Source organism: Actinomycetospora aeridis, from assembly GCF_037400275.1.
Classification (GTDB): domain Bacteria; phylum Actinomycetota; class Actinomycetes; order Mycobacteriales; family Pseudonocardiaceae; genus Actinomycetospora; species Actinomycetospora aeridis.
The window spans coordinates 199,325-220,590 of sequence record NZ_JBBEGL010000003.1 but is presented as its reverse complement, the minus strand read 5'-3'; the positions used below and the strand labels follow the sequence as shown (position 1 = coordinate 220,590).

Below are 21,266 nucleotides of genomic sequence, written 5' to 3'. Positions count from 1 at the left end.
ACCGGGTAGGCACGACACGTGCGCGCCATCGGAGTGAACACCCACGGAGGACCGGACGCCCTCGAGGTCGTCGAGCTGCCCGAGCCCCACGCGGGGCCCGGCGAGATCCGTCTGCGGGTGCGGGCGGCGGCGGTGAACCCGACCGACACCCTCGCCCGCGACGGCTCCCGCGCCGAACGCCAGCGCAAGGACCCGCCGCCGTACGTGCCGGGCATGGACGCCGCGGGCGAGGTCGACGAGATCGGCGAGGGCACCGACACCGAGCTCCACGTCGGCGACGCCGCGATGGCGATCGTCGTGCCCGACGGCAGCCACGGCGCCTACGCCGAGCACGTCGTCGTGCCCGCGGGGTCGGTCGTCCGCGCGCCGGCGGGCACCACGGCGGTCGAGGCGGCGACGCTGCCGATGAACGCGCTCACCGCGCGGCTGGCGCTCGACACGCTCGCGCCGGCGCCCGGGCAGACCCTTGCCGTGACGGGGGCGGCGGGGGCGCTCGGCGGCTACGTCGTGCAGCTGGCGAAGGCGGACCGGCTCACCGTCGTGGCCGACGCGTCCGAGGCCGACGAGCCGCTCGTGCGCTCCCTGGGCGCGGATGTCGTCGTCCGCCGGGGCGACGACGTCGCCGCCCGCATCCGCGAGAACCAGCCCGGCGGGGTGGACGCTCTGGTCGACGGGTCGCTGCAGGGTGACGCGCTGCTCGACGCCGTGCGCGACGGCGGCCGCATCGCGACGGTGCGGGGCCACCGCGGCGCCGACGACCGCGGCATCACCTGGCACCCGGTGCTCGTGCGCGACGTCGCGACCGACCACGCCGCGCTCGACCGGCTGCGCCGCCAGGCCGAGGAGGGCGTGCTGACCCCGCGCGTCGCCGACACCATCCCGGCCGAGAAGGCACCGGAGGCCCACCGCCGCCTCGAGGCCGGCGGCGTCCGGGGCCGTCTGGTCCTGACGTTCTGAGGGTCCACGTGAGCGAAATTCCCGGTGATAGCCGGGAATTTCGCTCACATGGCTAGCCGAACGTGTCCATCAGCTCGGTGACGCAGAGGACGAGGAACAGGACCCCGGCGCCGACGAGCAACGTCGTCGAGAGCCACCCGTTGCGCCACTCGCGTGGGGTCCTCGAACTGTTCAGCAGCCACAGCAGCGTGATCGCCAGGAACGGCATGAAGAACGCCCCGAGCGCGCCGTAGGCCACGACCAGCGCGAACGGCCGCCCGAGGAACAGCAGCAGCATCGGCGGGAACGTCAGCCACAGCAGGTAGAGCCGGAACGGGGTGCTGCGCTCGGCGTCGTCGGAGAGCTGCCCGGCCGCCTCGAGCTCGTCGGGCGTCTTCGCGACGGCCTCGCGGCGGGTGCGGACGAAGTCGGTGACCATCAGGCTCACGCCCTGCCACACCCCGAGCAGCGACGAGAACGACGTCGCGAAGAACCCGACGAGGAAGAGCGTCGCGATCACCGGGCCGAAGCGCTGCTCGAGGATCGCGTCGAGGTCGAGCAGGCCGCGGTCGCTCTCGACCAGCGCGATGTTCGCGGTGTAGAGCAGCTCCGCGCCGACCACGAGCATGGCGGCGACGAAGATGCCGGTGGTGATGTAGGCGACCCGGTTGTCCAGGCGCATGACCTTCATCCACGAGCTGTCGCGCCAGCCCTTGGCGTTGACCCAGTAGCCGTACGCGGCCATCGTCACCGTGCCGCCGACGCCGCCGACCAGGCCGAGCGTGTAGATCCCCGAGCCCTGCGGGAGCGTCGGGAGCAGGCCCGCGAGCATCGCCGGGACGTCGGGCAGCACGAGGATCGCCAGGCCCACCACGACGACGAACATGACGCCGACCAGCACCGTCATGATCTTCTCGAAGACCGGGTACGAGCCGAACCACACGAGCACCAGCCCGACCAGGCCGCACGGGATGCCCCACGCCGGGATCGAGCCGCCGAACATCGCCGCGAGCGGCAGCGCCGACGACGTCATCGCCGTCGCGCCGTACACGAACCCCCAGATCGCGACGTAGACGACGAAGTACACCGTCGTCCACGGCCCGAGCGAGCGCCAGCCGGCGAAGATCGTCGAGCCGGTCGCGAGGTGCCACCGCCCGGTGGCCTCGGCCAGCGCGATCTTGACGACGACCCCGAGCACCACGGCCCAGAGCAGCGTGTAGCCGTACTCGGCGCCCGCCACGAGCGTCGCGACCAGGTCGCCGGCGCCCACGCCCGTCGCCGCGACGACGATCCCCGGCCCGACGATGCTCCAGCGCCGCCGGGTCTGCTGTGACGCGACGGTGTCGTCCGTGCCCCGATCGGTCATGCGGGGCAGTCCACCACGATTCACCCGGCGCGGTCACCGTGCGGCGGCGCCGACGTGCTCGTCGAGGAACGCCGCCACCTGCGGGCGCGTCACCTGCGCGCCGGGGCTGCCGAAGGGGAAGTCGAAGACGTGGTCGGCGTGCGGCACCTCGACCAGCCGGCCCGGGACGCCCGCGGCGCGCAGGTCGCGGTCGTAGGCGTGGACGCGCTCCGGGAAGACGAAGTGGTCCGCCGAGCCGAGGACGAGCAGCGTCGGCGGCAGGTCGGGGCGGACGAGGTCGGTCGGCGACGCGGCCTCCGTCTCCCGCCGGCGCTGCGCGGCGGGCCCGCCCAGCACCGCGTCCTGCAGCGAGCGGTCGACGGCGCGCAGGTCGGTGACCGGGTAGTAGGCGACGACGGCCCGCGGGCGCGGCCCGGTGAGCTCGCCCGCGAGGATGCCCGCGGTCGTGCTCAGCGCGAGCGTGGCGCCGGCCGACTGCCCCGCGAGCACGATCCGGTCCGTGTCCAGGTCCTCCTCGACGGCGTGGGCGGCGGCCCAGGCCGCGGCGGCCGCGACGTCACGACGCTGCCCCTCCCCCACCGGCGCGGGCGGCGGCAGCCGGTACTCGACGGACACGACGGCGTGGCCCCGGTCGGCGAGCCAGCGGTTCAGGGCGGTGCGGTCGGTGCGCTCGCCCCGGACCCAGCTGCCGCCGTGCACCCAGACCACCACGGGGTGCGGGCCGGGACCGGCGGGCCGGTAGAGGTCGAGGTGCAGGGGGCGTCCGAGCTCGTCGACGGCGTACTGCTCGGTGCGGTCGGGGCGCCCGTCGGGCTGGCCGACGACGGTCAGCGCCGCCCACCAGTCGATCCGCGCGCCCCGCACCTGGGTCGCGAGGACGGCGACCAGGGCGACGGTGGCGACGAGCGCGACCACGACGACGGCGGCGCCGTCCCGGCCGCCGAGCGACCACGTGACCGCGCCGAGCCCGACGCCCAGCGCGGCGGCGAGGACGGCGTGCAGCGGGTACTGGCCGGTGACGAACGACCCGAAGAACCCGACTACCGGCAGCCGAGGGGCGTAGGTGCCGACGGCGACGACCAGCACCCCGAGCAGCCACACCAGCGCCACCGTGCGCACCAGCCATACCAGCACCCGGGGTCTCCTCCTCACTCGCCGCCGAGCCACTCCACCACGCCGGTCTCCGCGCGCGCCGTGCGGGCGGTTCGGGGCGTGTGGCGCGGCGCTCGGCCCGGGGTCGGCTCGCCTCGGGGTGGCTCGCGTCGGTGTGGCTCGCGTCGGTGTGGCTCGCGTCGGTGGCAGCGAACGTGCTGTTCGCTGCTTCTAGGCGCGCGAAGTCCGCGTTGATCACGGGCGAGGTCGGCGGACGCAGCGAGCGGCCGGTGATCAGGAGCGCGTGGTGCACCTCGGCGCGCCACTGCGGGTGCACATCGCGGTCGTGATCGCCGCGGCCAGGGCGCCGGCGTGTCGCACAGCGAGCGTGTGGCGATCCTGGCGTCACACGCCAGGAAAGCCGCATTCCTCGCGGACGCCGCGCAAGATCGTGGGGGCTCTCCGCGCGTTGAGCGTCAGCGTCCAAGCCCCACGCTGACGCACCCCCGTCAGCCGAAGGCGGCGGCGACGCGGCGGCCGGGCGGGGCCGACAGAACGCGCCGGGCGGCGACGCCCACCACGGCGAGCATGGCCACGAGCGCCGCGACGGTCACCGCGAGCGGCGGGCCCATGACGACGATCGCCCCGAGCGCCCAGACGACGGACGCGGCGTACGGCACGGCGCCGGCGGTGCGGGCCACGACGCCGGAGGCGATCGCCCCGGTGACGAGGAGGACGAGGGCGCCGAGGACCGTCGCGACGCCGCCGTCGCCCGGCGCGCCGAGGAACGTGCCGGTGGTGGCCGCGCCCACCACCGTCGCGACGCTGACCCACCCCGCGTAGAGGGCGACCGGGCCGTGGAGCATCAACCGGTCGCCGGCCCCCTCCGCCGGGAGGGCGGTCAGACGCGCGAGCGAGACCGCCAGCACGACGAGCAGCGAAACGATGATCACCTGCGCCAGGACGACCGCCTGCGCCGAGAACGCGAGGATCCACCCGGCGTTGAAGACGGCCGAGGCGACGAGCCACCACCCGGTGGCCCGGTGCACGGCGCGCTGCGGCTGGCCCGGCAGCACCTGGCGCACGGCGAGCACCAGCAGCCCGGCGTAGACGAGCCCCCAGATCGAGAAGGCCGCGGGGACGGGCATGACGACCGTGGTGTTCTCGCGCGCCACGACCCCGACCGAGAGCCCGAACGCCCCCGAGCCGCCCAGCCCGCCGGCGACGACCTGGAGCACGGCCCCGAGCAGCAGCGCACCGGCCCGCACCCGGTCGCCGACGGTCGCGCGGGTGATCACGGAAGTCACGGGCTCATCCCTCCATCGTGGAATCTCTCGATCGTAGAGATTACCGGACACGTCGCTACCATGCAGATCGTGGGCGACACGGGCAGCGCGCGGGAGCACCTCGTGGAGCTGCTGCAGGATTACGCCGACGAGGCCGGGCGACTCGGCCAGGCGTTCGCCGCGGAGCAGGGCCTGCACCGCACCGACGCGGCCGCGCTGCTCGCCGTGCTGCGGGCCGAGCGCGCCGGCGACCCCCTGACCGCCGGGCGGCTCGGCGAGGAGGTCGGGCTCTCGTCGGGCGCCACGACCGCCGCGGTCGACCGGCTCGAGCGGCACGGACACCTCCACCGCGTGCGCGACGACGTCGACCGCCGGCGCGTGACGCTGCACCACGACCCGACGGGTGCCGACGTCGGCCGCGCCTGGTTCGGCCCGCTCGCCGCGCGGCTCGACCGCGCCCTCGCCGGCTACACGCCCGCCGAACTGGCCGTCGTCCACCGTTTCCTCACCGACGTCGTCGCGTCGGTCGCCGAGCACCGCGCCGAGATGACGGACGGCCCGAGGACGGGGACAGCACAGGGATGAGCTCCCCGATCGGCGCGCGCGCCGGCGCCGCCGTGGTCGTGGCGGCGGTCCTCGCGGTCCTCGCCCTGGTGATCACGCTCATCGTGGTGCTCGCCAGCAGCGAGGTGGCCGCCCGCCCTCGCTGCACGATCACCGCGCCGCCCGACTCGCCCGGCCTGCCGGCGACGTGGACCCTCTCGCCCGAGCAGGCCGACAGCGCGGCCACGATCGCCGGCGTGGGCCGTCGGCTCGGCGTGCCGGACCGCGCGGTCACCGTCGCGATCGCCACCGCCATCCAGGAGTCGGGCCTCGCGAACCTGCGCGGCGGCGACCGGGACTCGCTCGGCCTGTTCCAGCAGCGCCCGAGCCAGGGCTGGGGCAGCGAGGACGAGATCCTCGACCCGGTCTACGCGTCGACCGCGTTCTACGAGGCGCTGCTGCAGGTGCCCGGCTGGGCGACGATGGACGTCACCGTGGCGGCACAGACCGTGCAGCGCAGCGGCTTCCCCGAGGCCTACGCCGACCACGAGCCGGAGGCGCGCCTCATGGCCGTCGCGCTGCTGGGGCAGGCGCCGGGCGCGTGGACGTGCACCGACCTGCCCGCGACCCCGGCGGCCGACCCCTCGACGGCCGCCGTCGCCGAGCTCGCCGCCGCGGAGCTGGGCACCCGGCGGCTCTCGGGCGCCCAGGACCCCGAGGACGGCTGGGCGCTCGCGACGTGGCTCGTCGCGCACGCCGAGCGCCTCGCGCTCGAGAGCGTCACGTTCGACGGGCGGACGTGGACGGTGGCGAGCGGGGCATGGGAGTCGGGCGGGCCCGCGGACGGGCAGCTCGCGCTACGCCGCCTGGGCCAACCCTGAGCCGTCGAGCGTGTGGCGTTACGGACGCCCAGTGTCTGCGGTGGCCCACCGCTGACACGAGCACTACGCCAGGAGGAGGTAGGCACCGGCGGCGAGGAGCGCGAGGACGGCGAGGACGATCAGGGCCACGCCCAGACGGCGGACCGCCGACCACGGCTCGGTCTCGCCGGGGTCGGGGCCCTCGTCGGGGACGTCCTGGGGGCGTGTGCCCGACGGGCCCCGGCGCGCCGGTCCGCGTCCCGACGGCTCGGCGGGACGGGTGATCACCTCGGTGCGCAGGGTCGTGTCCGGGGCGGCGAAGCGGCGCAGGTCGTCGGCGAGCTCGCGGGCGTCGTGGTGGCGCATCGCCGGCTCGAGGGCGAGGGCGCGCAGCACGACGGCGTCCAGGTCCGGCGAGAGCTCGGGGAGGATCTCCCGCGGCGGCACCGGGGGCTCGCGCAGGCGCTGGGAGGCGACCTCGATCGAGCTGGGTCCGCGGAACGGGACCTGCCCGGTGAGCAGCTCGTAGAGCGTGCAGCCCACCGCGTAGACGTCGGAGCGTCCGTCGACGGGGTCGCAGCGGACCTGTTCCGGCGAGAGGTAGGCCGCGGTGCCCATGACCACGCCGGTGCCCGTGAACCCTTCGACGTCGGCGACGCGGGCGATGCCGAAGTCCATCAGCTTCACCGTCCCGTCGACGCAGCGCATGACGTTGCCCGGGTTCACGTCGCGGTGGATCACGCCGCGATCGTGCGCGGCGGCGAGGGCCTCGCACACCGCGACGAGCACCGACGCGGCCTCGTCCGGCGCGAGCCGGCCGCGGTCGCGGAGCTCGTCGCGCAGCGTGCGTCCCTCGACGTGCTCCATGACGACGAACACCTCGTCGCCGTCGGCGAACCCGACGTCGTGGACGGCGACGACGTGCGGGTGGTCGATGACGGCGGCCGCCCGCGCCTCGTCGCGCAGCCGCCCGCCGTACTCGGCGTCCCCGCGGTACTCCGAGGGCAGGATCTTCACCGCGACCGTGCGGCCGAGCTCGCGGTCCAGCGCCCGGTGCACCTCGGCCATGCCGCCGCGCCCGATGAGCCCCTGCAGCTCGTAGCGCTCGGCGAGCACCCGCGGCGGACTCTCCGGAGCGCTCACATCCGCCGCGTCCGGGCCGCGTCGCCGCCGCCGAGCAGGGCGTCGAACAGGTAGCGCTGGTCGACCATCGCCTGGCGCATGTCCTCGGTGCCCGCGGTGCCCTCCTCGACGTCGGTGGACGTCCGGTGGGCCGACCGGTAGCGCTCGACGAGGTCGGGATGGTCCACGGAGATCATCTTCGCGCGCTCCTCGAAGCGCTCGACGGGGTAGCCGCGCTCCCGCATCACCTGCTGGACCAGCAGGTCCGCGTCCCGCAGGCCCGTCGAGGGGTTCTCGACGAAGCTCGACTGCGCCGACTCCCACGCCTGGCCGAACCGGTCGCGCTCGCCGCCGTCCAGCTCCCGGACCTCGAGCTCGCGGCGCCGCTTGAGCCGCGCCCGCAGCTCCTTCTCACCGTCGCGCGTGCCGTACTCGCCGACCACGCGGTCGTACTCGTCGCCGAACTGGCTGCGCAGCGCCGCCCGTCGTGACCGCGACCGGCTGCGGGCCACGACGACGAGGACCACCCCGACGACGAGCACCACGGCGGCCACCACGACGACGATCAGGACCGGATCCATGCACCCCTCCGTGCGCGTGCTGCTGGCGGGTGACCGCCCCCGACACGATCACACGGCCACGATCACACCACCTCGTACCCGTGAGCGGCCCCTCCCGATGACCGGGCCTCGCAAGTGCGGTCGAACGGACCTACCCGATCGCACGCACGCTCAGCCGGGCACGACCATCCAGCCCAGCACGGGCGTCGACTGGAGCAGCACCAGCACGCACATCCCGGCGAGGAACACCAGGCTCCACAGCAGCACGCGGCGCAGGATCTCGCCCTCCCGCCCGCTCATGCCGACCGCCGACGCCGCGATGGCGAGGTTCTGCGGTGAGATCATCTTGCCGAGCACGCCGCCCGAACTGTTCGACGCCGCGAGCAGGATCGGGTCGAGCCCGGCGCCGCGCGCGGCCGTGACCTGCAGCGAGCCGAACAGCGAGTTCGCCGACGTGTCGGAGCCGGTGACCGCGGTGCCCAGCCAGCCGAGCACCGGCGAGAGCACGGCGAAGAACCCGCCCGTGCCCGCGAGCAGCCCGCCGAGCGTGAGCGTCTGGCCCGAGGTGTTCATGACGTAGGCCAGGGCGAGCACGGCCATGACGGTGACGATCGCCGTGCGCAGCTGGGTCAGCGTCCGCCCGTAGGCGGCGACCGCCGCCCCGGGCCGCAGGCGCAGCACGAGCGCGGTGAGCACGCCGGCGATGAGCAGGATCGTCCCGGCGGCCTCGAGCCAGTTCAGGGTGAAGGTCTGGGTGGACACCGGCTTCCCGGCCTCGGTGAGGACGTTCAGCCCGGGCCAGCCGAACTTCGTCGTCGTCGCCCCGAGCGCGTCGTCCACCGCCGGGATCTGCTGGATCGAGAACAGCGCGATGATGATCAGGTAGGGCATGTAGGCGAGGACGACGTCGCGGCGGGTGTCGCGGCTGTGGTCGTCGTGGTCGGCGCCCTCCGGGGCCCGCGGCGTCCCCGGCTCGTCCCCGGTCGTGCCCCCGCCGCCGGAGGCCACCGTGACCGGCTCACGGGTGTCCGAGGACGACGACGCGCCGACGCCGATCTCGGCCCGCCGCGGCGGGCGGACGCGCACCAGCAGCACGACCGCGCCCGCCGAGAGCAGCGCCGCCACGATGTCGGTCAGCGGGAGCGAGAGGTAGTTGGACGTCGCGAACTGGGCGACCCCGAACACCACGCCCGAGACCAGCGCCACGGGCCACGTCTCCCGGATGCCCCTCCACCCGTCGACGAGCCCGACCAGCACGAACGGCACGAAGACGGCGAGGATCGGGGTCTGGCGACCGACCATGGCGCCGAGGGCGTCCTCGGGCAGGCCGGTCACCTGCGCGAGCGTGGTGATCGGCACCGCGATCGCCCCGAACGCGACGGGCGCGGTGTTGGCGACCAGGGCCACCACGGCGGCCTTGATCGGGCTGAAGCGCAGGGCGATGAGCATGACGGTGCAGATGGCGACCGGGGTGCCGAAGCCCGCCAGCGCCTCGAGCAGCGCGCCGAACGCGAAGGCGATGATCACGGCCTGCACGCGCTGGTCGTCCGACACCGAGCCGAACGAGCGGCGCAGGACGTCGAAGTGCCCGGTCACGACCGTCATCTGGTAGATCCACAGCGCGTTGATGACGATCCAGAGGATCGGGAAGAACCCGAACACCGCGCCCTCGGTGCCGGCCAGCACGGCCTGGCCGACCGGCATCCCGTAGGCGAGCACGGCCACGAGCAGCGCGACCGCGAGCCCGATCAGCGACGCCAGCCAGGCCCGGACCCGGAGGCCCCCGAGCAGCACGAACAGGGTGAGCAGCGGGAGCACGGCGACGAGCGAGCTCAGCGCCAGCGACCCTCCGAGCGGGGTGTCGTCCTGCACGTACACGGTGCCCACCTCCGAGACGCAGCAGTGCGTTGGTGGCGCAGGGTGCCCGTTCCGTCGCGCGGTGTCGACACGAACCGGTGACAGGCTTTCGGGGAACGGAAACGTCAAGTCTTGGTGAGTTCCCTGGCGGTCGCGCTCCGCACGGAGCACGCTGCACGCCGTGACGACGACCCCGACGGAGACGACCGGCTCCACCGACCGCCGCTTCTTCGGCCACCCCCTGGCCCTGGGCACCGTGTTCTCGGTCGAGCTGTGGGAACGCTTCTCGTTCTACGGGATGCAGGCCGTCATGGCGTACTACCTGTACTACGCCGCGGCCGAGGGCGGGCTCGGGTTCCCCGAGGAGTCCGCGACGAGCGTCATCGGCGCCTACGGCGGCCTGGTCTACCTCGCGGCGGTGGTCGGCGCGTGGGTGGCCGACCGCCTGCTCGGCGCGGAGCGGACGCTCTTCTTCTCCGCGGTCGGGGTGATGGCGGGTCACCTCGCCCTCGCGGTCCTGCCCGGGGTCACCGGGGTCGCGGTCGGGCTCGTGCTGGTCGCGCTCGGCAGCGGCGGGGTGAAGACGGCGGCGACGACCGTCGTCGGCTCGCTCTACGACCGCAACGACCCGCGCGCCGACGCCGGCTTCTCGATCTTCTACATGGGCGTCAACATCGGCGCGCTCGTCGGACCGCTGCTCACCGGCCTGACCCAGGAGCTCGCCGGCTTCCACTGGGCCTTCGGGCTCGCCGCGATCGGGATGGCGATCGGCCTGACGATCTACACCCTCGGCCGGCGCGGCCTCCCCGGGAGCGCCGCGGTGGTGCCCAACCCGCTGCCGGCCGGCGCCTGGGTGCGCCCGGCCCTCGTCGCGGTCGCCGTCGTCGTGGTCGTCGCGGCCGGCTTCGCCACCGGCATCCTCTCGGCCGCGACGCTCTCGACCAGCGTCGCGGTCGTCGTCGCCGTCATCGCGATCGCGATCTTCGCGATCCTGCTGAGCAGCCCGAAGGTGGACGGCGACGAGCGCAGCCGCGTGCGCGCGTTCATCCCGATGTGGCTGGGCAGCGTGGTGTTCTGGTCGCTGTTCCAGCAGCAGTTCACCGTCGTGACGCTCTATTCCGACACACGCCTGGACCGCAACCTGTTCGGCTGGGAGATGCCGATCGCCTGGGTGAACTCGGTCCAGCCGTTCTGGGTCATCGTGCTCGCCCCGCTGTTCGCGCTGCTCTGGACCAAGCTCGGCGACCGGGCCCCGTCGACCGCGGTCAAGTTCGCCCTCGGCGCCGGCATCATGGGCGTCGCCTTCCTGCTGTTCCTGCCGTGGGCCGGCGGCGGCGAGAACACCACGCCGGTGCTCGCGATCGTGGGCATCCTGCTGGTGTTCACCCTCGCCGAGCTCAACCTCTCGCCGGTCGGGCTCTCGCTCTCGACCCGCGTCGGACCGGCTGCGTTCCGCAACCTCACGGTGGCGCTGTTCTACCTGTCGGTCTCGCTGGGCTCGGCGCTCTCGGGCACGCTCGCCGGCTTCTACTCCGCCGAGACCGAAGGGGCCTACTTCGGCATCATCGGCGGCGCGGCGATCGTCCTGGGCCTCGCGCTGTTCGCCCTGAGCCCGTGGATCCGCCGCGCGATGCGGGGCGTGCGGTAGATCCCACCGTTAGGGTCGGACGATGGCGGACCAGGAGCGCGAGACACCCCGCGGCAACGTGCGGATGCCGATCGACGACCGCATCCCGCCCGAGGAGTGGGTCGCCGAACAGCCCTCGGGACCCAGCCCCACCCTCGGGAACGATGCCCTCGCCGAGGAGCAGCGACGCCGCCGGGAGATCGAGTACGGGGCCGGCGGCGCGCCCGGATGAGCGAGGGCCCCGGATGAGCGAGGACACGGCCGCGGACGCCTCGGCGATCGAGGAGCACCGGCCGCACCTGCTCGCCGTCGGGTACCGGCTGCTCGGCTCGCGCGCCGACGCCGAGGACGCCGTCCAGGACGCGTGGGTGCGGTGGGACCGGCTCGGGCCCGAGGGGCGCGCGGCCGTCCGTGACGTCCGGGCCTGGCTCTCGACGGCCGTGGCGCGCCTGTGCCTGGACCGCGTGCGCTCGGCCCCGGCCCGCCGCGAGAGCTACGTCGGCCCGTGGCTGCCCGAGCCGCTGCTCACGACGGGTCCCGACGACGTCCTCGACGCGGTCGTCGCGGCGGCGGACGTGCGGATGGCGACGATGCTGGTGCTCGAGCACCTCACCCCGGACCAGCGGGTCGCGCTCGTGCTGCACGACTCCGTCGGGCTGGGGTTCGACGAGGTGGGCGTCGTGCTCGGCACCACGGCCCCCGCGGCGCGCCAGCTCGCCCACCGCGGGCGGCGCCGGGTGCGCGAGGCGGCGGGGGCGGGCGAGCTGCCGGTGCCCGTCGGCGCCCCCGAGCAGCGGCGGGTGCTCGACGCCTTCCTCGCCGCGCTGGCCGCCGCGGACGTGGCGGCCCTGGTGGCCGTCCTGCACCCCGACGCCGCCCTGCGCACCGACGGCGGCGGCGTCGTCAAGGCCGCGCGCCGGGTGGTCCGCGGCCACGAGAAGATCGCGCGCCTGCTCGTCGCGCTCCTCGAGGAGGCTGGGCCCGAGCTCCTCGCCGACGTGCGGCCGGTGACCGTCAACGGCGAGGTCGGGATGATCTTCCCGTCGTCACCCCCGATGGTCGGGGTGCTCACCGTCGCCGACGGTCGGGCCGTCGCGGTGGACGTCGTGATGACGCCGGAGAAGCTCAGGGCCTGACGTCCCGCGCCGGCACCTCGCACGCGTCCGCGAACCCCTGGGCGTGCAGCCCGAGCGCGGCGTTGGCGCGGGCGCGCTGGTTCTCGACGGCCACGTGCTGGGTGAGCTCGACGAGCCCCGCGTGCCCGAGACGGGCGTCGAGGTCGGCGACCTGGGCGTCGGTCACCGCGATCGGCTGGGCGGTCATGGCGTCGGCGTAGGCGAGGACCGCGCGCTCGTCGTCGTCGAACGCCGGGTCGTCGGGCGCGCCGTCGGCGGTGGCGCGGCGCAGGTGGTCGAGGTCGAGGCCCTCGTGGAGCCAGAGCATCTCGCCGAAGTCGACGCACCAGGAGCAGCCGACGCGGGTGGCCGTCCGGTACACGGCCAGGTCGCGCAGCCGCGCCGGCAGGACCGTCGCCGACCGCTCGAGGAGGGACTCGCTGACCGCGGCGGCCCAGAACAGGCGCGGGTGGTGGCGCAGGGCGGCGAAGGGCTCGGGGACCTCGCCGAAGCGGCGGCGGGCGAACGCGTAGGCGAGACGGCCGAGCACGCCGGCGTCACGGTCACCGACGAGGGGGATGCGGGGCATCGGTTCTCCTCCGGGGCTGCTGGTGAGGGAGGGACGGCGCAGCCCGTCGGAACGTGACAACGTGTCGGTCATGGAGGCCTCCGACTTCGCCGACGTCCTGTCCTCGGTCCGCGAGTTCGTGCGCGAGGAGGTGGTGCCGCGCGAGGACGAGATCGAGGCGGCCGACGAGGTGCCGGAGAAGCTGCGCGCGCAGTGCAAGGCGATGGGCCTCTACGGCTTCGCGATCCCCGAGGAGTTCGGCGGCATCGGGCTCTCGATGGCCGAGGAGGTCGAGCTCGCCATGGTGCTCGGCTGGACCACGCCGTCGCTGCGCTCGCTGTTCGGCACCAACAACGGCATCGCGGGCCAGGTGCTGCTCACCGGCGGGACGGCCGAGCAGCAGCAGGAGTGGCTGCCGCGGCTCGCGACCGGCGAGGTCGTCGCCTCCTTCGCGCTGACCGAGCCGGACGCCGGCTCCGACCCGTCGTCGTTGACGACGCGCGCCGTGCGGGACGGCGAGGAGTTCGTGATCACCGGTGCCAAGCGCTGGATCACCAACGCCCCGCTCGCCGACGTGCTCATGGTGTTCGCGCGCACCGATCCGGACGCCCCGCCCGCCAAGGGGATCTCGACGTTCCTCGTGCCCACCGACGCCGCCGGGGTCTCGTTCTCCGAGCACGACGCGAAGATGGGCCAGCGCGGCTCGTGGACCTGCGAGGTCTACCTCGACGACGTCCGGGTGCCGGCCTCCCACCTCGTCGGGGGCGAGGAGGGCCTGCACCGCGGGTTCGTCACCGCCATGCGCTGCCTCGCCCACGGGCGCCTGCACATCGCCGCGCTGTGCATGGGCATGGCGGCCCGGCTGGTGCACGAGATGACGGAGTTCGCCGCCGAGCGCGAGCAGGGCGGGCACAAGATCGCCGCCTACCAGCTGGTCCAGGGCCTCGTGGCGGACTCGGTGACCGACTGGCACGCCGGGCGGGCGCTCGTCCGCGAGGCGGCGAAGGCCTACGACGACGGCTCGGACACCACCCTCGGGCCGTCGACGGCGAAGTACTTCTGCTCCGAGGCCGTGGGGCGCATCGCCGACCGCGCCGTACAGATCCACGGCGGCTCGGGCTACATGCGCGGCGTGCCCGTCGAGCGCTTCTACCGCGACGCGCGCCTGTTCCGGATCTACGAGGGCACCAGCCAGATCCAGCAGGTGATCATCGCCCGCGGGGTGCTGGGGGCGGCGGCACGCGGCTGAGCGTCGGGCTGCTTGACTGACGATCATGGCGCTCGACGGCCGCGTCCTCGCGGCACTGGTCCGGCCCGGCGCGCGGATCGCGGTGGCCGACGGCACCGGCAGCCCGCGCGCCGCGTACCCGCTGCTCTCCGACCTCGCCCGCGAGCGCGGCGACCTGCGCCTGTTCACCGGCTGGCTCCCCGGCCCCGCCGACGGCCTCGACCTCGACGCCTTCGCCGACGCCCGCACGGTGATGCCCGGCTGGGGCCTGCGCCGCGCCGCCGACGCCGGGCACGTCCGGCCGGTGCCGGCGCGCCTGTCCGCCGTGCCGGCCCTCGTCACAGGGCCCTTGCGGCCCGACCTGCTCGTGCTCGCCGCCGCGCCCGGCCCGGTCGGCCCGGTGCTCGGCGCCGAGGTCTCGTGGGTGCGGGCGGTGATCGACCTCGGCGTCCCGCTCGCCGTCGTCCTCGACCCCGCCCTCCCCCGCGCCGCCGCCGGTCCCCCGCTGCCCGACGAGCAGGTGTTCGTCCTCGGCGAGGTCGCCGAGGGCCCGCACGTGGTCGGCTCGGCGGACCCGAGCCCCGAGCACCGGGCGATCGGGGGCCACGTCGCGGGCCTGCTCACCGACGGCGTGCGCCTGCAGTGGGCGCCCGGAGCGCTCGGCGCGGCGGTGGTGGACGGGGTGCGCGAGGCCGGGATCCGCGTGCACGCGGACTCCGGGCTGCTCGGTGACGGGGTCGTCGCCCTCGAGCAGGCCGGCCTGCTGCTCGGCGACCCGGTGGCGACCTACCTCGTCGGGACGCCCGACCTCTACGCCTGGGCGGACGCGCGCGGGCGCGCCGGGCGGCCCGTCGTGCACCGCATCGAGCACACCCACGACCCCGGGCGCCTCGCGGGCGACCCCCCGCTGGTCGCGGTGAACACGGCCGTGGAGATCGACCGCGACGGCCAGGTCAACGTCGAGGGCACCGCGAACGCCCTGGTCGGCGGCATCGGCGGCCACCCCGACTACGCCGGCGCCGCCGCGCGCGCCGCCCGCAGCCTGTCGGTGGTGGCGCTCGCGTCCCACCACCGCGGCCGCTCGACGCGCGTGGAGCGGCTCTCCCGGCCGGTCACCACGGCGTCCCACGACGTCGACGTCGTCGTCACCGAGCACGGTCACGCCGACCTGCGCGGGCTCGACCGGGACGAGCGCCGGCGCGCGCTCGACCCGCTGTTCCCGCCGTGACGTGGTCGTCCGGATCTCCCGGAACGCGGGCATCGTCGGCCTAGGGTGGGTACGCCTGCCCGACAGCCCACGTTCACCCCGCCGCCCCTCGGAGGACACCCCCATGGCCGATGGCTCCACGTCGCCCGCCCGCGCCCACCTCGCGGCCGTGCCCGACACCTCGGTGACGCGCACGCCGCCGCTGCCCTCCGAGACCGCACCCGAGCCGGGCGACGCACCGGACCTCCTGGCCGCGCTCGACGCCGGCGACGAGGAGGCCGTGCGGGCGTGGGTGCGGGCGCACACCCCCGAACCGGGCAGCCTCGTGCTCTACGGCCTCTACCTCGGCGCGGGCGTCCTCGGGCTGGTCGAGTGGCCGTCGGTGCTGCTCGCCGTGCTCTCCCAGCTCGTCGTCGACCGTCGCTTCGGCGGCGTCGAGTCCCTCGCCGCCGAGCTGCGCGCCCGGGTCGAGGGCCGGCCGGTGGCGGGCGCGGGCGTCTAGGTCACGAGCGCACGAGGCGGGCGATGGCCGCGGAGGCCTCCTGGACCTTCTCGGCCGCTTCCTCGTCGCCCGCCTTGGCGGCGTCGACGACGCAGCCGCCCATGTGCTCCTCGAGCAGACCCAGCGCCACGTTCTGCAGCGCCCGCGTCGCCGCCGAGACCTGGGTGAGCACGTCGATGCAGTACTTGTCGTCCTCGATCATCCGCGCGATGCCGCGGACCTGACCCTCGATCCGGCGCAGACGCCGCAGATGGTCGTCCTTGCTGTCCGCGTAGCCGTGCATGACCCTCCTCGCGCCGGGGTGCGGGCTCGAGGCTACCCGGCCGACGACAGCGGCCGGAGGCGATCGCGGACCGCGCCGGCGGCGGCGTCGACGGTCCGACGCGCCTGGTCGTACCCCGGGGGCTGGCTGGACATGACGGCGACCATGTAGCGCCCGTCGACGATCCCGACGGAGTGCACCTCGGCCCGCGAGCCGATGCAGCACATCCAGCCCTGCTTCACCGGGGTGGCCCCGTCGAGGAAGCCGTAGCCCTGGTCGAACCCGTCCCCCGCCGTCCGCGGCGCCTGGCCCATGGCGCCGAGCATCAGGTCGCGGTCGGGCTGGGGCAGGTCGACCTGGATGTGGCGCAGGAGCTTGACCATGTCGCGCGCCGAGGTCTGCACCTCGCCCCACTGCGACGAGTCGTCCGGGGTGCTGGTGTCCTCCAGGTCGAGCTCCTGGGCTACCCGCGTGATCGCCCCGGGCCCGTCGTACTGGGTCCACAGCGCGTTCATGGCCGGGTCGCTGCTGACCGTGAGGGCGGCGTGGACCAGGCGCAGGTCACGGGGGGTCAGGGTCATCTCGCCGTCGCGCTGGCGGTGGAGCATGTCGACGACGACGAAGAGCTTGGCGAGCGACGCCGTGTCGAAGCGCTCCTCGCCGCCCGAGCCCGGGGCGAGCTCGCCGGTCGCCAGGTCGATGGCCGCGACGCCGACCGTCGCGTCGTTGCTCGCGCCCGCGGCCTCCTCGGCCGAGGTCACGGCGCCCGCGAGGTCGACCCGCGGTGCGTCCGGCGCGGACGGGGGCCCGACCGACTCGACCGGCTCGGCGCCGCCCGGGAGCTCGGCCAGGAGCCGGTCGGTGGAGGCGAGGGGGTCCGACGAGCCCGTCGACACCGTCTCGACGGTCACCATCGTGCCCGCGACGAGGGCACCGACCACGGCCGCGCCGAGCCCGAGCGGCAGCCCGCGGCCCCGGCGACGGGCGGGCGCCGGGGTCCGGACGCTGCTGGTGACGCCGCCGCGGCTGCCCGTGGCCCGGCGCTCGGCCCGCGACGGTCCCGGGGGAACGGCGGTCACGGCCGCCGGGAGCCCCGGTGCCGTGGGGGTGCGACGCCGCCCCTCCGACCCGGGGTCGGTGCGGCGCGGGGCGGGCGCCCCGTGGCGTGCCTGGCTGCCGGTGTCCGCGGCGGGCACGGGAGACACCGCCCCGGTGGCCGGGCGTCCGTGACGGCCGTGGTGGCCCGGGGGACGCCCCGAGGATCCCGCGGTCGGCGCCGGCGCCGCGCCTCCCCCGGCGTGGCGACCGCCACCGCGCGGCGCCGGACGCTCGGCGGGCGGCGCAGCGGGTACCCGCGGCGGCGGCGTGGACGGCACGGGCGGTGGCCCCGGGGGGAACGAGGCAGGCCCGCCGTCGGCGCCCGGCCTCCGGCGGGGCGGGGCGACGTGACCGGCGTGGGTGGTCGGCGCGGGCACCCGCCGCACGGGCGGCGCCGCCGGAGGTGGTGGCGTGAGCACGGCCACACCGGTCGCCGGACCCGACGTCTCCGCCGGCGCGCGATGGCGCGCCGGAGGGGCGGCAGGCCCGCTGGGGCCGGGCGGACGGGAGTATCCCGGTGCTCCATCCGGCCCCGGCCGCGCTGGCGGCCGGTGGGAGGTCACGGTTCCATCACACCACCTCGCTCGCCGTGATCGACGACCCCCCGACCGGCGCGCCGCGGCGGTTTGACACCGATACCCCCCAGGGGTACCAACGAGGGCGTGAGGGAGGAGGCCCGATGAGCGCACCGTCCGCGCCCGCCGCGACGAGCTCGCCCGGAGCCGACGGCCGCGGGAGCACCGCGTCGCCGGCCGCCGCCCGTGTCGAGCTGGCGATCACCGGGATGACCTGCGCCTCGTGCGCCGCCCGCATCGAGCGGCGTCTCAACAAGCTGGACGGCGTCACCGCCGAGGTCAACTACGCGACCGGCACGGCCTCCGTCACACACGAGGACGCCGTCGACGTCGACGGGCTCGTCACCACCGTCGAGCACCTCGGCTACGGGGCGTCGCTGCCCGCTCCCCCCGGCACGCCCCGTGACGACGAGCCCCGGTCCCCCGACCACGCCGACCTCCTGCGCACCCGGCTGCTCGTCAGCGTCGCGATGACGCTCCCGGTGGTGGTGCTCGCGATGGTGCCGGCCTGGCAGTTCGCGAACTGGCAGTGGCTCTCGGCGATCCTCGCGGCCCCGGTCGTGGTGTGGGGCGGTCAGGACGTGCACCGCGCCGCGTGGACCAACCTGCGCCACGGCGCGGCCACCATGGACACCCTGGTCTCGCTCGGCACGCTCGCCGCGCTCGGGTGGTCGTTCTACGCCCTCTTCCTCGGCGAGGCCGGGATGACCGGCATGACCCACCCGCTCTCGCTCACCGCCGACGGTGGCCCGGGCGCTCTTTATCTCGAGGTCGCCGCCGGGGTCACGACGTTCGTGCTCGCCGGTCGCTGGTTCGAGGCGCGGGCCAAGCGGTCGGCGGGCGACGCCCTGCGCGCCCTGCTCGACCTGGGCGCCAAGGACGTGGCGGTGCGCCGCGACGGGCGCGAGGAGCGCGTGCCCGTCGAGCGCCTCGCGGTGGGCGACGAGTTCGTCGTCCGTCCCGGCGAGACGGTGGCCACCGACGGCGTCGTCATCGAGGGCCACGCCGCGGTCGACGCGAGCGCCATGACCGGTGAGTCCGTCCCGGTCGAGGTCGGGCCCGGTGACGCCGTGAGCGGCGCGACGATCGCCGTCGGCGGGCGTCTCGTGGTGCGGGCGGGCGCGGTGGGCGCCGAGACGAAGCTGGCCAGGATCGCCCGTCGCGTCGCCGAGGCGCAGAACGGCAAGGCCGCCGCCCAGCGCCTGGCCGACCGGGTCTCGGCGGTGTTCGTGCCCGTCGTCATCGCGCTCGCGCTCGGCACGCTCGCCGTCTGGCTGCTCGTGGGCGCGGGGGCGTCGGCGGCGTTCACCGCGGCCGTCGCGGTCCTCATCATCGCCTGCCCCTGCGCGCTCGGGCTGGCCACGCCGACGGCCCTCATGGTCGGGACCGGCCGGGGCGCGCAGCTGGGCATCCTGCTGCGCGGCCCCGAGGTGCTCGAGTCCACCCGGCGCGTCGACACCGTCGTCCTCGACAAGACCGGGACCGTGACGAGCGGCGAGATGAGCCTGGCCGGCGTCGTCACCCTGCCCGGGGTCGACGCCGACGAGCTGCTGCTGCGGGCCGGGGCCCTCGAGGACGCCTCGGCGCACCCGGTCGCCCGCGCCGTCGCCGACGCCGCCCGCGGGCGCCTCGGCGACCTGCCCGCCGCGGTCGACGTCGCGAGCCGCGACGGCCTCGGGGTGACCGGGACGGTGGCCGACCGCGCCGTGGTCGTGGGTCGCGGGCGCCTGCTCGAGGAGCGGGGCGTGCCGGTCGAGGGTGCGCTCGCCGACGCGGTCGCCGAGGTCGAGCGCGGTGGGTCGACGCCGGTCGGTGTGGCGTGGGCGGACGAGGACGGGGTCCCGCGCGCCCGGGGCGTGCTCGCGGTCGCCGACACGGTGCGTCCCACGTCCGCCGAGGCCGTCGCCGCCCTCCACCGGATGGGCCTGCGCACGGTCCTGCTCACCGGCGACCACGAGACGGTCGCGCGCGCGGTGGCCGACGAGGTCGGCATCGACACCGTCGTCGCGGGCGTGCTGCCCGAGCAGAAGGCCGACGAGGTCGCCCGCCTGCAGGACGCCGGCGCCGTGGTGGCCATGGTCGGCGACGGGGTCAACGACGCCGCCGCCCTCGCCCGCGCCGACCTCGGGCTCGCGATCGGCACCGGGTCCGACGCGGCGATCGAGGCCGGCGACCTGACCCTCGTGCGCGGCGACCTGCGGCTCGTCCCCGACGCCCTGCGCCTGGCCCGCCGCACGCTGCGCACCATCGGCGGCAACCTGTTCTGGGCCTTCGCCTACAACGTCGCCGCGCTGCCGCTGGCGGCGCTGGGCCTGCTCAACCCCATGATCGCCGGCGCGGCGATGGCGTTCTCGAGCGTCTTCGTGGTGGGCAACAGCCTGCGGCTGCGCCGGTTCCGGCCGTCGGCTTGATCTAGTCTCGCGGCGTGCGGCACGCGTTCGGCACCACCTTCGACGTCGACGGCGTCTACCTCAACACCCCCTCCATCGGCGTCCCGCCGCGACCGGTGGTCGACGCGGTGTCCGCGGCGGTCACGGCCTGGGGTCGCGCGGAGACCAGCGCGCCCCAGTTCGACGGCGCCGTCGCCGCCGCGCGCGGGGCGTTCGCGCAGCTCGCCGGGGTCCCGGAGTCCTCGGTGGCCCTGGGCACGACGGTGTCGGGCCTCTTGGGGCTCGTCGCGGCGTCGCTCCCGGCCGGGTCGCGGGTGCTCACCGCCGACCGCGAGTTCACCAGCGTCACCTTCCCCTTCGCCGCCGCCGGGCACGAGGTGATGGAGGTGCCCCTCGACGAGCTGCCCGAGCGCACCCGCGCCGCGGACGTCGTCGCCGTCAGCGTCGTCGCCTCGGCCGACGGCGCGCTGGTCGACCTCGAGGCCCTCCGCGCCGAGGTCGGGCCGGACACGCTCGTCGTCCTCGACGCGACGCAGTCGCTGGGCTGGCTGCCCGCCGACCTGTCGTGGGCCGACGTCGTCGTCGCCGGCTGCTACAAGTGGCTGCTCGCACCCCGCGGCGCGGCGTGGATGGCGCTCTCGGAGCGCCTGGCCGAGCGTGTCACGCCGGTGCAGTCCGGCTGGTACGCGGGCGGGTGGGACGCGATCTACGGGCTGCCGCTGCGCCTGCACCCCGACGCGCGGCGCTTCGACCTCTCCCCCGTCTGGCTCGCCCAGGTCGGCGCCGCGGTCGCCCTGCCGTGGATCGCGTCGCTCGACGCCGCCACGGTGCGCGACCACGCCGTCGGCCTGGCCAACCGCGTGCGCCGGGGCCTGGACCTGCCGCCGGGCGAGTCGGCGATCGTCGCCGTGCGCCACCACGGCGCGGCCGACCGGCTCGGCGTCGCCGGGGTGCGCTGCGCGGTGCGGGGCGGCGCCGCGCGTCTGGGCTTCCACCTGCACAACACCGAGGCCGACGCGGACGCGGTGCTCGAGGCGCTGGCCTGACCGTCCGCGCGCTGCCCGGTTGCGCC

Annotated in this window: 20 protein-coding genes; 11 read left to right on the top strand and 9 right to left on the bottom strand. The window is 75.5% G+C overall.

The annotated features are described in order from the left end of the window. Positions 1-18 precede the first annotated feature (18 nt). Entirely contained in the window at positions 19-957 is a 939-nt protein-coding gene (locus WCD41_RS11565) for an NADP-dependent oxidoreductase (protein ID WP_337713578.1), read from the top strand. A 52-nt stretch (positions 958-1,009) separates the two neighbouring features. Here WCD41_RS11565 and WCD41_RS11560 read toward each other — a convergent pair whose 3' ends face one another. The 3 genes from WCD41_RS11560 to WCD41_RS11550 all read right to left on the bottom strand — a co-directional run bounded on the left by WCD41_RS11560 (position 1,010) and on the right by WCD41_RS11550 (position 4,701). Further along, entirely contained in the window at positions 1,010-2,302 is a 1,293-nt protein-coding gene (locus tag WCD41_RS11560; protein WP_337713577.1) for an Nramp family divalent metal transporter, read from the bottom strand. 33 nt (positions 2,303-2,335) lie between these two features. Beyond that, positions 2,336-3,436 (bottom strand): alpha/beta hydrolase, encoded by a 1,101-nt coding sequence (locus tag WCD41_RS11555; RefSeq protein WP_337713576.1) that lies wholly within the window; start codon positions 3,434-3,436, stop codon positions 2,336-2,338. 467 nt (positions 3,437-3,903) lie between these two features. After that, on the bottom strand, positions 3,904-4,701 hold the full coding sequence (locus WCD41_RS11550) for a TspO-related membrane protein (RefSeq protein ID WP_337713575.1): 798 nt from the start codon (positions 4,699-4,701) through the stop codon (positions 3,904-3,906). Positions 4,702-4,770: 69 nt separating this feature from the next. On the opposite strand from WCD41_RS11550, the gene WCD41_RS11545 reads away from it, so the two are divergent. Together WCD41_RS11545 and WCD41_RS11540 are read left to right on the top strand one after the other, a co-directional pair. Continuing rightward, complete coding sequence (locus WCD41_RS11545) at positions 4,771-5,265, top strand: MarR family transcriptional regulator (protein ID WP_337713574.1); 495 nt, start codon at positions 4,771-4,773, stop codon at positions 5,263-5,265. Next, complete coding sequence (locus WCD41_RS11540) at positions 5,262-6,104, top strand: hypothetical protein (RefSeq protein WP_337713573.1); 843 nt, start codon at positions 5,262-5,264, stop codon at positions 6,102-6,104. Before WCD41_RS11545 ends, WCD41_RS11540 begins: the two co-directional genes overlap by 4 nt. Positions 6,105-6,167: 63 nt before the next feature. Here WCD41_RS11540 and WCD41_RS11535 read toward each other — a convergent pair whose 3' ends face one another. The 3 genes from WCD41_RS11535 to WCD41_RS11525 form a co-directional block, all read right to left on the bottom strand. After that, positions 6,168-7,226: a protein kinase domain-containing protein gene (locus WCD41_RS11535; RefSeq protein WP_337713572.1), complete on the bottom strand. Its 1,059-nt coding sequence runs from the start codon at positions 7,224-7,226 to the stop codon at positions 6,168-6,170. After that, positions 7,223-7,786 carry a hypothetical protein gene (locus WCD41_RS11530; RefSeq protein WP_337713571.1) on the bottom strand — a complete coding sequence of 188 codons (564 nt, stop codon included), beginning with the start codon at positions 7,784-7,786 and terminating at the stop codon, positions 7,223-7,225. Before WCD41_RS11530 ends, WCD41_RS11535 begins: the two co-directional genes overlap by 4 nt. Positions 7,787-7,936: 150 nt before the next feature. Continuing rightward, positions 7,937-9,643, bottom strand: coding sequence for an L-lactate permease (locus WCD41_RS11525; protein ID WP_337713570.1), 1,707 nt, complete (start codon positions 9,641-9,643; stop codon positions 7,937-7,939). A gap of 160 nt (positions 9,644-9,803) precedes the next feature. Between WCD41_RS11525 and WCD41_RS11520 the strand changes: the two genes are divergently transcribed. From WCD41_RS11520 to sigJ, 3 genes are read left to right on the top strand one after another with little or no spacing between them, the layout of a single operon-like run. Further along, positions 9,804-11,270 carry a peptide MFS transporter gene (locus tag WCD41_RS11520; RefSeq protein ID WP_337713569.1) on the top strand — a complete coding sequence of 489 codons (1,467 nt, stop codon included), beginning with the start codon at positions 9,804-9,806 and terminating at the stop codon, positions 11,268-11,270. A gap of 22 nt (positions 11,271-11,292) precedes the next feature. After that, on the top strand, positions 11,293-11,481 hold the full coding sequence (locus WCD41_RS11515) for a hypothetical protein (protein ID WP_337713568.1): 189 nt from the start codon (positions 11,293-11,295) through the stop codon (positions 11,479-11,481). Positions 11,482-11,494: 13 nt separating this feature from the next. After that, positions 11,495-12,385 carry an RNA polymerase sigma factor SigJ gene (gene sigJ, locus WCD41_RS11510; RefSeq protein ID WP_337713567.1) on the top strand — a complete coding sequence of 297 codons (891 nt, stop codon included), beginning with the start codon at positions 11,495-11,497 and terminating at the stop codon, positions 12,383-12,385. On the opposite strand, the gene WCD41_RS11505 is transcribed toward sigJ, so the two are convergent. After that, on the bottom strand, positions 12,375-12,953 hold the full coding sequence (locus WCD41_RS11505) for a carboxymuconolactone decarboxylase family protein (RefSeq protein ID WP_337713566.1): 579 nt from the start codon (positions 12,951-12,953) through the stop codon (positions 12,375-12,377). The two genes, sigJ and WCD41_RS11505, sit on opposite strands and share 11 nt — an antisense overlap. A 70-nt stretch (positions 12,954-13,023) precedes the next feature. On the opposite strand from WCD41_RS11505, the gene WCD41_RS11500 reads away from it, so the two are divergent. The 3 genes from WCD41_RS11500 to WCD41_RS11490 all read left to right on the top strand — a co-directional run bounded on the left by WCD41_RS11500 (position 13,024) and on the right by WCD41_RS11490 (position 15,869). Further along, positions 13,024-14,181 (top strand): acyl-CoA dehydrogenase family protein, encoded by a 1,158-nt coding sequence (locus tag WCD41_RS11500; protein WP_337713564.1) that lies wholly within the window; start codon positions 13,024-13,026, stop codon positions 14,179-14,181. 25 nt (positions 14,182-14,206) lie between these two features. Next, positions 14,207-15,388, top strand: coding sequence for an acetyl-CoA hydrolase/transferase C-terminal domain-containing protein (locus WCD41_RS11495; RefSeq protein WP_337713563.1), 1,182 nt, complete (start codon positions 14,207-14,209; stop codon positions 15,386-15,388). 103 nt (positions 15,389-15,491) lie between these two features. After that, positions 15,492-15,869, top strand: coding sequence for a hypothetical protein (locus tag WCD41_RS11490; protein ID WP_337713562.1), 378 nt, complete (start codon positions 15,492-15,494; stop codon positions 15,867-15,869). Position 15,870: 1 nt separating this feature from the next. Here WCD41_RS11490 and WCD41_RS11485 read toward each other — a convergent pair whose 3' ends face one another. Next, on the bottom strand, positions 15,871-16,152 hold the full coding sequence (locus WCD41_RS11485; RefSeq protein WP_133829807.1) for a metal-sensitive transcriptional regulator: 282 nt from the start codon (positions 16,150-16,152) through the stop codon (positions 15,871-15,873). 32 nt (positions 16,153-16,184) lie between these two features. Then, positions 16,185-17,327, bottom strand: coding sequence for a serine hydrolase (locus WCD41_RS11480; RefSeq protein WP_337713561.1), 1,143 nt, complete (start codon positions 17,325-17,327; stop codon positions 16,185-16,187). Between the two features lie 581 nt (positions 17,328-17,908). On the opposite strand from WCD41_RS11480, the gene WCD41_RS11475 reads away from it, so the two are divergent. Both WCD41_RS11475 and WCD41_RS11470 read left to right on the top strand, forming a co-directional pair. Continuing rightward, complete coding sequence (locus tag WCD41_RS11475) at positions 17,909-20,215, top strand: heavy metal translocating P-type ATPase (protein ID WP_337713560.1); 2,307 nt, start codon at positions 17,909-17,911, stop codon at positions 20,213-20,215. 14 nt (positions 20,216-20,229) lie between these two features. Then, a complete protein-coding gene (locus WCD41_RS11470) occupies positions 20,230-21,240 on the top strand; it encodes an aminotransferase class V-fold PLP-dependent enzyme (RefSeq protein ID WP_337713559.1) in 1,011 nt (336 codons plus the stop codon). Positions 21,241-21,266 lie beyond the last annotated feature (26 nt).

Coding starts and splice junctions, on each gene's coding strand:
- WCD41_RS11560 (WP_337713577.1), bottom strand. CDS start 2,302: ATGACCGATCGGGGCACGGACGACACCGTCGCGTCACAGCAGACCCGG.
- WCD41_RS11540 (WP_337713573.1), top strand. CDS start 5,262: ATGAGCTCCCCGATCGGCGCGCGCGCCGGCGCCGCCGTGGTCGTGGCG.
- WCD41_RS11530 (WP_337713571.1), bottom strand. CDS start 7,786: ATGGATCCGGTCCTGATCGTCGTCGTGGTGGCCGCCGTGGTGCTCGTC.
- WCD41_RS11515 (WP_337713568.1), top strand. CDS start 11,293: ATGGCGGACCAGGAGCGCGAGACACCCCGCGGCAACGTGCGGATGCCG.
- sigJ (WP_337713567.1), top strand. CDS start 11,495: ATGAGCGAGGACACGGCCGCGGACGCCTCGGCGATCGAGGAGCACCGG.
- WCD41_RS11505 (WP_337713566.1), bottom strand. CDS start 12,953: ATGCCCCGCATCCCCCTCGTCGGTGACCGTGACGCCGGCGTGCTCGGC.
- WCD41_RS11500 (WP_337713564.1), top strand. CDS start 13,024: ATGGAGGCCTCCGACTTCGCCGACGTCCTGTCCTCGGTCCGCGAGTTC.
- WCD41_RS11495 (WP_337713563.1), top strand. CDS start 14,207: ATGGCGCTCGACGGCCGCGTCCTCGCGGCACTGGTCCGGCCCGGCGCG.
- WCD41_RS11490 (WP_337713562.1), top strand. CDS start 15,492: ATGGCCGATGGCTCCACGTCGCCCGCCCGCGCCCACCTCGCGGCCGTG.
- WCD41_RS11485 (WP_133829807.1), bottom strand. CDS start 16,152: ATGCACGGCTACGCGGACAGCAAGGACGACCATCTGCGGCGTCTGCGC.
- WCD41_RS11475 (WP_337713560.1), top strand. CDS start 17,909: ATGAGCGCACCGTCCGCGCCCGCCGCGACGAGCTCGCCCGGAGCCGAC.